Origin of the sequence: Flavobacterium resistens (assembly GCF_900182645.1) — a bacterium.
Taxonomy (GTDB): domain Bacteria; phylum Bacteroidota; class Bacteroidia; order Flavobacteriales; family Flavobacteriaceae; genus Flavobacterium; species Flavobacterium resistens.
In genome coordinates, this window is sequence record NZ_FXTA01000001.1 from 413,597 (window position 1) to 426,539 (window position 12,943).

11 protein-coding genes and 1 riboswitch are annotated in these 12,943 nt (G+C 34.3%); all 11 genes read right to left on the minus strand.

The window, feature by feature from the left end:
- Positions 1-183 precede the first annotated feature (183 nt).
- A complete protein-coding gene (locus FN795_RS01670; protein ID WP_142449024.1) occupies positions 184-1,251 on the minus strand; it encodes a type II asparaginase in 1,068 nt (355 codons plus the stop codon).
- A 23-nt stretch (positions 1,252-1,274) separates the two neighbouring features.
- Complete coding sequence (locus tag FN795_RS01675; protein WP_142449025.1) at positions 1,275-2,723, minus strand: aspartate ammonia-lyase; 1,449 nt, start codon at positions 2,721-2,723, stop codon at positions 1,275-1,277.
- 49 nt (positions 2,724-2,772) lie between these two features.
- A complete protein-coding gene (locus FN795_RS01680) occupies positions 2,773-3,996 on the minus strand; it encodes a DcaP family trimeric outer membrane transporter (protein WP_154275350.1) in 1,224 nt (407 codons plus the stop codon).
- 584 nt (positions 3,997-4,580) lie between these two features.
- The gene (locus FN795_RS01685; RefSeq protein WP_035644401.1) at positions 4,581-4,832 is read right to left on the minus strand and encodes a hypothetical protein; all 252 of its coding nucleotides are present in this window, start codon (positions 4,830-4,832) and stop codon (positions 4,581-4,583) included.
- A 520-nt stretch (positions 4,833-5,352) separates the two neighbouring features.
- Positions 5,353-6,171 (minus strand): methionine ABC transporter substrate-binding lipoprotein MetQ, encoded by an 819-nt coding sequence (gene metQ / locus FN795_RS01690; RefSeq protein WP_142449027.1) that lies wholly within the window; start codon positions 6,169-6,171, stop codon positions 5,353-5,355.
- A 97-nt stretch (positions 6,172-6,268) separates the two neighbouring features.
- A complete protein-coding gene (locus FN795_RS01695; RefSeq protein ID WP_142449029.1) occupies positions 6,269-6,922 on the minus strand; it encodes a methionine ABC transporter permease MetI in 654 nt (217 codons plus the stop codon).
- Positions 6,915-7,946 carry a methionine ABC transporter ATP-binding protein MetN gene (gene metN / locus FN795_RS01700; protein WP_142449031.1) on the minus strand — a complete coding sequence of 344 codons (1,032 nt, stop codon included), beginning with the start codon at positions 7,944-7,946 and terminating at the stop codon, positions 6,915-6,917. Before metN ends, FN795_RS01695 begins: the two co-directional genes overlap by 8 nt.
- Positions 7,947-8,207: 261 nt before the next feature.
- Complete coding sequence (locus tag FN795_RS01705; RefSeq protein ID WP_142449033.1) at positions 8,208-9,689, minus strand: aminotransferase class V-fold PLP-dependent enzyme; 1,482 nt, start codon at positions 9,687-9,689, stop codon at positions 8,208-8,210.
- Positions 9,690-9,731: 42 nt separating this feature from the next.
- Positions 9,732-10,730 (minus strand): TlpA disulfide reductase family protein, encoded by a 999-nt coding sequence (locus FN795_RS01710; RefSeq protein WP_142449035.1) that lies wholly within the window; start codon positions 10,728-10,730, stop codon positions 9,732-9,734.
- 285 nt (positions 10,731-11,015) lie between these two features.
- Positions 11,016-11,116: riboswitch (SAM riboswitch) on the minus strand.
- Positions 11,117-11,387: 271 nt separating this feature from the next.
- The gene (locus tag FN795_RS01715; RefSeq protein WP_142449036.1) at positions 11,388-12,473 is read right to left on the minus strand and encodes an NAD(P)H-dependent flavin oxidoreductase; all 1,086 of its coding nucleotides are present in this window, start codon (positions 12,471-12,473) and stop codon (positions 11,388-11,390) included.
- A gap of 17 nt (positions 12,474-12,490) precedes the next feature.
- Positions 12,491-12,940, minus strand: coding sequence for a nuclear transport factor 2 family protein (locus tag FN795_RS01720; protein ID WP_142449038.1), 450 nt, complete (start codon positions 12,938-12,940; stop codon positions 12,491-12,493).
- Between the last annotated feature and the right edge of the window lie 3 nt (positions 12,941-12,943).

The following is a 12,943-nucleotide window of genomic DNA, read 5'->3' on the forward strand; positions in this document are numbered from 1 at the left end:
ACTAGGCCATCATTAACTAAACCAATTATAAAAAAAAACGAAACAATAATTAAAGTGCTATAAGGGGCAACTAATTCTTTATCTGAATAATGAATTTAAAATATAGCTCAAAAATTGAGTATTGGCCTATTCTTCCGATAAGAAAACAATCCAATACTCAACAATTCTTTATTCTCGAAATTCTTAATATTCCAAAAATATTTTTTGAAGCTCATCTAGTTTTCGAGGCTTCAGCAAAGCTACTGTCAATAAAATTCTCGCCTTTTGCGGATTTAATCCATATGAAGCAATAAGCCCTAATTCATCATCATTGCATTCTACATTTCGCCCAACTATTCCAGTTGCCACACGTGTACTTCTTACCACAATAATTCCTTTTTTACTGGCTCTGGCACAGGCATCGAGCGATGCTTTATTCATATTTCCGTTTCCAACTCCCGCAATTACAATTCCTTTGGCTCCTTTTTCAATCGAAGCATCGATTAAATCCGGTTTCATATCAGCATCAGCATAAATAATATCTACGCGCGGAAAAGAAGTCACACCTTTTACATCAAATTCTGAAGTCTTTCCAAATTTTTGATCAGGATAATGGTAAAAATCATTTACTCCATAAGCAGTTGTTCCGATAAGTCCGCGTATTGGTGACATAAAAGTCTGAACAGCTGTAGTACTTACTTTCGTTAATGATTGAGCAGAATGTATCCAGTCGTTCATTACTAAAAGCACACCGTGGCCTTTTGCATTAGGATCTGCTGCAACGGCAATTGCGTTGTATAAATTCAAAGGTCCATCTGCACTAATTGCTGTTGAAGGACGCATAGAACCAACAAGAACTACTGGTTTATCTGTTTTCACAACTAGATTTAAAAAATAAGCAGTTTCCTCCATAGTATCTGTTCCGTGTGTAATTACGAAGCCATCTACATCTTTGCTCGAAGCCAATTCATTAATTCTGTTTGCAACTTTCATCATAATTTCAAATGACATATCCTGAGAGCCAACATTCGCAATCTGCTCACCTTTTATATCTGCCAATTTCAATGCATCTGGAACTGCGTTTACCATTGCATCAATAGTAACCTGACCGGATGTATATCCTGATTGTACGCCGCTTTTAGCTGCTCCGGCAATTGTACCTCCGGTTGCCAAAATAAGAACTTTAGGCTTTGCCTGTCCAAACATGCTGATACTTAGTGACAACATCACCAAAAGAAGCATTCCTTTATAAAAATTTATATTTGATTTCATATTTTTTACTTTTTAAGTTGATGTTATTTTTGACCTGTTAAGCTTGCAGGATCCAAAAGTTTTTTGATTTGATCTTCTGTCAGCAATTTCTTTTCACGAATGAGCTCCAGAATTCCTTTATTTGTAGCGAGTGCTTCCTTAGCTAATTCAGTAGTTTTTTCATATCCCAATACCGGATTCAACGCAGTAACAATACCAACACTTCTTTCCATATAATGATTTAGAATGTCTTTATTTACCGTAATGCCGTCAATACAATTTTTTCTGAATAAAGGAAAAGATTTGAAAAACAATCCTTGTGATTCCATCATTGCAATGGCTTCAATTGGTTCGTAAGCATTTAACTGCAATAAACCGGAATGCGCTGCAAGAGTCACGGTAAGATCATTTCCCATTACTTTAAAGCAAAGCTGATTCATAAGTTCCGGCATTACCGGATTAACTTTTCCCGGCATAATTGAAGATCCTGGCTGAAGTGCTGGTAAATTGATTTCAAAAATACCTGTACGAGGCCCGGAAGTCAGAATGATAAGATCACTACTAATTTTAGACACCGCAACCGCCATACTTTTTAGTGCCGAAGAATACAAGACAAATCCTTGCTGGCTAGTTGTCGCTGCAATAAGATCTTTACTCATTACAATCGGTTTTCCTGTGATTTTTGCCAAATGTGTTGCAACCTTTTCTGCATAGCCCGGCGAAGCTGTAATTCCTGTTCCAATGGCAGTTGCACCCATATTTTGCTCACATAAAAAGACTTCAACTTTGCGCAACGTATTCACTTCAGCATCTAGCTGATTTCCAAAAGCGTGAAACTCCTGTCCAACGGTCATTGGAACAGCATCCTGCCCTTCTGTACGTCCCATTTTTAAGACATCTTTGAACTCGTCTCCTTTTTTATGAAAGGCCTGAGCAAGCAAATCTGCTTCTTTTACAAGTTTATCATTATGAAGTAATAATGCCACTTTTATCGCTGTTGGATAAACATCATTTGTAGATTGTCCCATGTTTAAATCATCATGAGGTTCTATGTATTGATATTCTCCTTTTTTATGACCACTCATTTCTAAAGCGATATTAGCAAGAACTTCATTTACGTTCATATTTGCCGATGTTCCCGCCCCGCCTTGATACAAATCAACAAGAAACTGATCGTGGTATTTTCCGTCAATGACAGCCTGACAAGCTTTTTCGATTGCCCCAAGTCGGTCTTTTTTAAGTCGGCCAACATCAGCGTTAGCTCTGGCGGCAGCTAATTTTACCATTGCAAAAGCTCTAACATAATCTGGGTAAAATTGTGTTGTCATTCCGCTAATTTGGAAATTCTCTAACGCACGAGCCGTTTGGACTCCATAATAAGCATTTGCGGGAATTTGTTTATCGCCCAAAAGATCTTTTTCAGTTCGAGTTTGAGCTTGTAGAGAGGTAATACACAAACCGCACAGTAGTATGTATTGTATTTTTTTATACATGTTTTCTATTTTTTTGTTTTATTTGGTAACGTTAAAAAGCTATCAAATCTTAATTTTTTCTGTAGAATGTTTCTGAGAAATTGTATTTAAATGAAAATTGCACTTTTGTAATCGAAGTACTCCAGCCATCTCTAAAATTATCGCGATCTCCCCACTGAAACTCACCTCCAACCAAACAGTTTTTTGCTGGAGAATAAAGTACATTCGCTATAATGTATTGCCCTTTTTTGAAAGCATCATTAGTCATTGCGTTAGAGTTATCAATATCGATCATTGAGTATCCAAATGAACTTGTGAATTTGTCATTCCAGGAATGATCAAGAAAAGCAACTATTCCAAGCAAAGGAAGGGCAACACCTTTTATAGGTTTTGTCGGATTCCCCGTGTTTTCAATTCCGATATCAACAGGAGCATCATTCATGTAATTCTGAATACCTTCTCCGTAAACGACCTGACCTCTGAAAACATCATTTTTTCCAAATTTGACATTTGTACTCAAATTTAACCCCCATCCAACGGCATCTCCTGATAAATCGTATTGATCATTGTTTTGATCTTTCCACTCTATTTTTCTCACAATCCCAGCTAATTCAAGATAACCCCAGTTGAATGCATGGCGATATTCTGCAGATAAATCTGGAAAAGGAAATCTTGCATTTACTCCCTGAAGCTCAATACGATCAGCATAAATCCCTTGATCAGCACTTGCTCCTGGTCTTTCTAATGCAATAGTTAAACGGGTATCGCCTTGAATTGGCATATAACGAATTTGGATATTTCGGAAAAAGACCATTCCAGTTGGTCCCCAGTATTCCAATGTATTAGGAAATACATCAATATCCATGAATGGACTCCAGGTTTGCCCAGCTCCAAACTTTCCTAATTCAGCGTAAGCGTGGCGCAAACGAAAAGTGGTTTGTCCGGCATCAACTCCGGTTCCGAACAATTCAAATTCAAAATGAGTTTTTAATTCTCCCATTCCGGTATCAAAATAATTTTTTATACCGAATCTTGTCTGACGTACAGAAGCGTAGTAGTTTCCATCAACGCCATATTGATCTTTGTAAGAGGGCAATTTAGTAGGTCTAACAACATCATACCAATCAGACTGAATTTGATTAAAATTATAGCCCACATCGGTCATGATAAATCCGTAGATTTCCATGCTTTTTTTGGCTCCATCATCCTGACCATGCATGAGGTTTATGGTCAGAAAACAAATTAAAATGGTCAGATACCTAATCTTAACCAGATTTAAAAACTTTTTTTTCATAATGATTATAGTTTAAAATTGTTTGTTTAATAATAATGAACTAAAACTTATCTCTTATGGGGTAAAAGTCTGGCTGATATTTCTAGGAACTAGGCATTTAAAAAAAGGATTTGCAACGGTATTTTATGAAGCGGCGTTTACAAAATTTCTTTTAATTTTTTTTTCATTTCATGTAGTAGTCAACTTTAAAACAAAAATTAACACACTAATTTACAAGTAGTTGCATTTAAAGATTTATGTTAAATAAAAGATAAAATTACGAAGTAAATTCATATAAGAATACATTTTTTTGTTTCATATTATAACTTGAAACATCTTAAAAAGTATACTGATTTTTAAGTTCATATACCGCAAAGCACTGCAAATAGTGGCAATTTTAAAAAACAGATAAAAAAAAGCACTATGTCTCAAAAAACACACCTTAAACAATAGTTAAAGACAGGGATTAATTTTATGCCCTTCGTTCCGAAAAAAAATTAAACTTTTTTAATTGGAAAATCTTAAAAAAAAGAAAATCTCATTTCAATTGAAATGAGATTTCACAACTTACTAATTAAATAAACTAAACAAACTTCTATGAATTCTTATTTTTTATCCCATCCATTTCTTATCAAATAAATCAAGATTTCTTCTTCTAATTCTTTAGCCAGGTTTTCGGCTTCCAATTTATATTGAAAGTATTTTTCAAATTTCTTCTTATACTTCTCTGTTTTAAGCATATTGGAACAATAGTCATCGCAGATCGTTTTAAAATTATCATCTACCAAATACAAAACCTTTAACGATTCTAAGTATTCTGAAAATTTTAAATTATATAACTCTTTGGGAACAGACATACGATACAATTTATAAAATTAAATGAATTCTGATTTTACTGACTTTTGAAAACCAACTTCTTTTATAAGAAACTAAAAAACTGTATTTCAACATTATGCACTCTTATCAAAGTATAAAGTTAAGAAGCAATAAATTTTAAAATATCTTTTTTCTATCGCAAGTCTGTTCCATATTATAAAATGAAACCTAAAGTTTTTTAACAGCTTAAAATGCATCATTTTTATAAAAAGAATCTTTTAGTGTAAAAATTTTAACAATCACAAGCTAATAGCTGTATTTCAGCGTATAAACAAGTATTTGTCTATGGTAATTGAATGCTATTATTATATTTCGGCCTTAAAGTGTATTTTTTTAGAATTGTACGAATTACTTTCCGCAATCGTTTCATTTAAAAAAGCAAAATGCAACAATGACGGTCAAAATCTTAAAAAAATCTTCTTTCTCTACTCATCAAATAAAAAAAGACGAACAATATCACTGTTGATATTATTCGTCTTTCGTTATTTAGCAATTAATATATTACCAGCCTTTTACTGCACCGCCTCTAAATTCGCGTTCAGCTGCTTTTTCAACTTCTGGAGATTGAAAAGCCTGCAAAAACTGTTTTACTTTTTCTTCGTTTTTATTGTCTTCACGGCTAACCACCAAATTCACATAAGGTGATTCTTTGTCTTCAACAAATAAAGCATCTCGTGACGGAACCAATCCTGCCTGAGAAGCAAACGTATTATTGATAATCGCAATTGAAACATTTGCATCATCTAAAGCTCTTGGTAATTGTGGCGCTTCTAATTCTAATATTTTCAAGTTTTTAGGATTACTGATAATGTCTGTTACTTTTGGCAATAAGCCTACACCATCTTTCAATTTCAATAAACCATTTTTCTGCAAAAGCAATAATGAACGACCTCCGTTTGTTGGATCATTCGGGATAATAATCGTGCTTTCGTTTTTCAACTCTGAAAGGTTTTTTATTTTTTTAGAATAAGCTGCGATTGGGTAAACAAATGTTTTTCCGATGATGGCCAATTTATAGCCACGTTGTTTAGATTGTTCATCCATATATGGTTTGTGCTGAAAAGCATTTGCATCGATATCACCTTGGCTTAAAGCTTCATTTGGAATTACATAATCATTAAAAGAAACCAATTCTACTTCTAATCCAAATTTTTCTTTCGCTACTTTTTTAGCAGCTTCAGCCACTTTTAATTCTGGTCCGGCAGCAACTCCAACCTTAATAAAATGTGGATCATTCTTTTTATCATTTCCACAATTTGATAAAACAAGTGCCAAAGCCAAAACTCCGGCAGTTTTTAAAATATCTAATTTATTTTTCATTTCTATATTAATTTTTAATGTTCAATTTCAGGTTTCAAGTTTCAAGTTTCAGGTTTCAGGTTTCAGGTTTCAGGTTCTAACTCATAACTCATAATTCCTATCGGTGATCAAATCGTTTTGATAATCGATCTCCGGCAAACTGGATCAGGAATACCAAAATCACCAGTAAACCTAAAACTGAATTCATCGTTACCGCATCATAACCGATATATCCATATTGATAACCAACTTGCCCTAATCCGCCAGCTCCAACAGCTCCACCCATTGCAGAATAACCTACAAGGGTAATTAATGTAATAGAAGCCGCATTGATTAAAGAAGGCAAAGCTTCCGGAAGCAAAACTTTATAAACAATTTGAAAAGGAGTTGCACCTAAAGCTCGTGCAGCTTCAATCAATCCTGAAGGAAGACTTAATAAACTGTTTTCGACCAAACGAGCAATAAATGGCGCTGCGCCAATGCCCAACGGAACTAAAGCCGCACTAACACCAATTGAAGTTCCAACAATAGCTCGTGTAAACGGAATCATCCAAACGATTAAAATGATGAACGGAATGGAACGAAAAATATTCACCAAAACCGATAAAGTTCTGTTTAAAACAGGCTGGTCTAAAATTTGATTTTTACGGGTCAGGAAAAGTAAAATTCCTGTTGGAAGTCCTAGTAAAAAGCCAAAAAAGCCCGATACAAAAGTCATAACTATGGTTTCCCATGTTCCTTTTACTAATAAATCTATAATTGAATCAGACATAACCTATAATTTCTGTTTTAATGTGTTTTGAATTAAAATATTGAATCGCAGCATTGTAATTCTCGCGTTTTCCTGAAAGTTCAATCAGCATAACACCAAAATTTACTTCGCCAGCCTGATCCATTTGTGCGCTTACAATTTTGAAATCAGTATCAAAAAGCCTTGAAACTTCTGAAATAACAGGCTCGTTAACTGATTTTCCGGTCATTTCTAATTTTAATAATGGATTCAGATTTCCATTATCTTCTTTTTGCAATTTTTCCTGATAAACCGATGGAACTTCAATATGTAAAGAAGAAGAAATAAATTCTCTGGTTAATTCCTCTTTTGGATCAGCGAAAATTTCTCCGACACTTCCCTGTTCTATCAGTTTTCCGTGGCTGATAACGGCAACTTCATCACAAATCGATTTTACGACTTCCATTTGGTGCGTAATAAGCAAAACTGTGATGTTCAAACGTTTATTGATATCTTTCAATAAATTCAAAATTGAGCGTGTTGTTGCAGGATCTAAAGCACTTGTTGCCTCATCACACAATAATACTTTTGGATTATTAGCCAAAGTCCTCGCAATCGCCACTCTTTGTTTTTGTCCACCAGAAAGACTTGCTGGATAATCGTTTGCTTTTTCAGCCAAACCTACTAATTGCAATAATTCTAAAACACGTGTTTTGATTTCACTTTTTGAAGTTCCTGCCAATTCTAACGGAAAGGCAACATTTTCGAAAACGGTTCTTGAAGAAAGCAAATTGAAATGCTGAAAAATCATTCCGATTTGTCTTCTTTCAATTGCCAACTCTCGGTTTGAAAGTTGCATCAACGCTTTTCCATCTACAATAATTTCACCCGAAGTTGGTCTTTCCAACAAATTCACACATCGGATCAAAGTACTTTTTCCAGCACCCGAAGTTCCAATAACACCAAAAACTTTTCCCTCCGGAACTCTCAACGAGACATCATACAAAGCAGTTACGACTCTGTCTTTCTGATGAAAAGTTTTGGTTACATTTTTTAATTCAATCATTTCTCAATCAAGGTTAAAAACAAAAAAGCCTTTCAAATGTTCATGAAAGGCTTTTTGAAATAAATAATATCATTTTATATAGAAGCCAGCTCAATGAATTGCATTACAATAGTACAGCACATCATACTGCTGTTATAATAATTCTTCATATTCTGGTCATTTTTTCTCATTGCGATTGCAAATTTAAGTAGTAATTTCCAATTTTAGCACAAAAATCATTAAAACTTTTATTACCCTATCAAAATAATAGATTATTTTTTATTACAATCTAAACCAATCATTCACTTCTCTCGAAATTGTATCTTTTAGCCTTGGATTTTCAAATTCATTTGTGACAGGATTATATTCGTAATCTTTTTGCCATTCTTTATAATATAAAGACACTTGCTTAATCGCATTACAAATAAATAAAAGCTCTTCATTTGTAGTAATCGGATGCAGTGATAAACGTACCCAACCCGGCTTATTGATTTGATTTTTCTCCGATAATTCTTTGGTAATTGCTCTGGAACGTTTTTCATCAATATTGAACAGATAATGCGCATAAGTACTCGCGCACGACCAGCCACCGCGAACCTGAATTCCGAAACGATCATTTAAAAGTCGTACGATTAAATTGTAATGAATATTTTCAATTACAAAAGAAACACAGCCAATCCGCTTGCTTTTTAAGTCTCCTAAAATGGACAAACCTTGTATTTTTTGAAGTTTCGAAAAACAAACATCCAAAAGTTCTTTCTCTCTTTTTGCAATCTGCTCCACTCCCATTTTTTCTTTTAATTCTATTGCCAAAGCAGTTCGAATCACTTGCAAAAATCCCGGAGTTCCGCCGTCTTCTCTTACTTCAATTATGTCACTGTATGAATATTTCCCTAAAGGATTTGTCCATTTTACATTTCCTCCGCCCGGATTATCAGGAAAATCAGATTGGTATAATTTTTCATTAAAAACCAAAACACCGCAAGTTCCTGGTCCGCCCAAAAATTTGTGAGGCGAAAAGAAAATAGCATCTAATTGCTGTTCTGGATCTTTTGGATGCATATCGATTTTGACATAAGGTGCCGAAGCTGCAAAATCTACAAAACACAATCCGCCGTTTTGATGCATGATTTTGGCTAATTCATAATAAGGTGTAATAATTCCCGTAACGTTTGAGCATGCTGTAAATGAGCCGATTTTTACACTTCTGTCAGCGTATTTTTTTATTTCTGAAGAAAGAATTTCGGGATCGACCAAGTTATTTTCATCCGGAGGCAGAATTACAACATCGGCATCGGATTCATACCAGGAAACCTGATTCGAATGATGTTCCATATGTGTGATAAAAACTACTGGTTTATCATTTGCATTTTCTTTTTGATGATTCTTTCTCAAGCCGATAATACGCTGTAATTTCGACAAAGCAGCCGTCATTCCAGTTCCGGTTGTCACTAAAACATCAGCTTCGTTTGCATTAACCGACTTTTTAATAATGTCTCTTGCGCGCTGATAAGCATAAGTCGAAGCTTTTCCGGTTTGACTTGAAAACGAATGCGTATTGGCAATCATCGGACCAACTTTATTGAGCATAATATCTTCAATCGGGACGTATAATCTTCCACTGGCAACCCAATCTGCATAAAGCAAATTTTGTTCTCCGTAAACCGATTCAAAAATATGATCAATTCCTAATGTGTTTTCTCTAAACTTATTAAAGTAACACTCAGATTCTGTTGATTTTGTTGTTGGCTCAATAGCATTCATTTCCCTATCATTTTTAAATTAACAAATTGTATTATCGATTGATTAGTTGTTGCTGACTTTTTTATCTAAAAGCGATTTTAAAGTAGATTGCAACTCTTCTCCATGAAGATTTTTAGCTATAATAGTTCCTTTAGAATCCACTAAATAATTCGCTGGAATCGCTCTTACTCCATATAATTTTGCAACTGCACTGTTCCAAAAAAGCAAATCAGAAACGTGCGTCCATGTTAGTTTATCATCCTGAATTCCTTTGATCCAGTTTTCTTTCTTTTTGTCTAAAGAAACGGCGATTATATTAAATCCTTTATCGTGGAATTCTTTGTAAGCTGCCACAATATTTGGATTTTCTCTTCGGCATGGACCACACCATGAAGCCCAAAAATCAACTAAAGTGTAACCTTTCAGGTTTTCAGAAAAATGAACCGGTTTTCCTTCTGTATCATTGGCTGTAAAATCTGGCGCTTTTTTTCCAACCGCTAATCCGTCTAATACGATAGCCAAATCTTTTAGTTCTTTCACGTAAGTGATATTCTGAAGGCTCTTATCCAATAAAGCAATATTTTGTGTGATTTGCTCTGGAGTCAATCGGTATGACCAGTTTCTATATAAAACATAAGCTGAAACAATAGATTTTGGATTTGCTGTAATGAATTTGCTGATTTCTACATCTTTTGATTTTTTATACGTTTCAAACAAATCTTGTGCAGCAGAACCTTCAACAACTGAATTTGTATAGTACTTTTTCGGACTTAATTTAACTGTAATTGGTCCTTTTTCAAGAAAAACATACAATGGAGAATCTGCAGTATTTACGCTTAAACCATATAATTCCGGTGTTTTTACTTTTGTTTTAAAACTAAAACTTCCGTCTTTCACTTTTACCGAATCAATTGTGGTAAACATTTTATTATGAAACTTTTGCAAATACACATATTGTGCAACAGTATCGACAACAGTTCCTTTTAACTGCAAATTATTTTCTTGTGCCTGAATTTGGATTGTTCCAAAAAATAAAGCAAGACCTAATAGTATTTTTTTCATTTGTTTTTGATTTTTAGTGATTAATAAGTTTATGATGATTTTTAAATTGTGTTTTTAAATTGAACAAAAGAATTCCTGTACCAATCCTGAAAGACTTGGCAAATCTTGTTTTAAAAGAAAAATGAAAATCTAAAACCTTTGCATTCGGAAAACTTCAACATTATTTTCTTGAAAGAACAAATTGAAACGATCAGAATCGGCGTGTAATAGAACTGACTTGGTTTTCATTTTTTTTTTAATAAATTTTAATACTGATGATCTCATTCAGATTTGTTTTAGAAATCTTTCTTATCTGTCCCGCAAGGCGGGAAGGATTTAGCACCTTGTTTGGCAACAGGTTGCTAAGACTTCGCAGGGCCTACTCCCTCAGTCTTTCTGGATAAGTATCATTACAGAAATATTCTGCGCTACAAATATATATTAATTCTACCGAATTAGTCAAGTTTAAAATTACTTTTTTTAATTTTATTTTGAATAAAGTAAACTTCACTCAATAATAAACTCAAAAACAATCATTTATAAAACATAAAAATTAGCTTATTATGGATGAAATTAAGCCGATTTTAGTTTTTCAATTTCAAAAAAGACATAAAAAAAACTCATTCCGCTTCTGAAATGAGTTCATTATTATCTTAAAAAAGTAGCGCAAATAAATTGTTACGCTTTCAATTCATCAAAATAAGCTGTTGTTTCTTCAATTAAAGAATGCATCAACTCTCCTGCCCTTCTGTGTTTTAGAATTGGCGAAATCTGTCCACCCCAAAAAAGTATCATATCCCATTTTTCCTGATCTAGTGCCGCTTTTCGCAAATGAGACATAAAAGTAGTCTGCAACGGAAACGGAAGAACGGCTGCTTCTTTTCCCATAATTTCTTTTGCAATTCTGCTCGTGATGCCACGCCCTAGTCTTCCTGTATAAGCGCGCGATAAAGTCGTATATTTTGATGCATCTGAAAATAACATCTCTCTGTGAATTGGCAATGCGTTTGATTCTTCAGTTGCCAAAAAAGCGGTTCCTAACTGCGCGGCACTTGCTCCTAAAGCCAATGCAGCGGCAATTCCTTTTCCGTTTGCAATTCCTCCTGCTGCAATAACAGGAATTTTTACTTTTTCTCTAATTAATTGCAACAAAACAAAGGTTCCGGTTACTGAAGATTCGGCGGAAGCCAAAAATGAAGGTCGGTGACCACCTGCTTCAAAACCTGATGCAATAATCATATCTACGCCGGCATTTTCTAAAAACAATGCTTCGTCTAAAGTGGTTGCAGCCCCAACGGTTACAATTCCTAATTTTTTACATTGTTCCAAAATATCCTGTGAAAGCGTTCCAAACATAAAACTGAAAACCTTCGGACGAATATCCAGAACTACTTGCAACTGATTTTCAAATCGGGATTGAAATGGAGCCGGTTTTTCTGGTAACGGAATTCCGACTTCATCAAAATAAGGTTTGAACAATTCTTTTGCTTTATTATATTGTTCATCAGTTATTCCGCTAGGATCAATATCAGAATCCGAAACCCAAAGATTTAGATTATAAGGTTTATTAGTTAAAGCTTTTATCTGTTTGTCGGCTTCATAAATCTCCTGCGGACTCATGGTATATGCGCCATATCCTCCCAAACCGCCAGCATTTGAAACGGCCGCAGTAAGTTCAGGCGTTGAAAGATTTCCGCCAAATGGCCCTTGCAGGATTGGATATTGGATTCCTAATAATTCTGAAGCTTTAGTATTGTACCACATCACTTTAAAATTTAAAATTATTCGCTTAAATCGGTCAACATTTTGTTGACAATAAGCCATTTTCCGTTGATCTTATGGAAAGATAAAAAATCACGATAATTAAAATCGTACATTTTCACATTTAGTTCTGCAACAGCGATTGAATTTACGACTTTTATATTCAAAATTTCACCTTTAAAAGGTTTTCCTGAATCTTTTGGGCTTTGTCTATTTTTTACGCCATCCAAATAAAGATCCACAGTTTTAAAATAAGGCTGACCTTTTACATCTCCAAAAACAAAACTTCCCGGATAAAAAATACTTCCCAAAAGCAGTACATCGCCTTCATAAATTCCTTTAAAATAATAGTTTTCAACTGCATCTCTTATCGCTGCAATTTCAGTTTGATTTTCCATTTTGATCGTATTTTGAGCTTTTATGCCCTGAAAACTCCAGAGCATAAAAGCAGTTAATAAAATAGTTTTCATGTT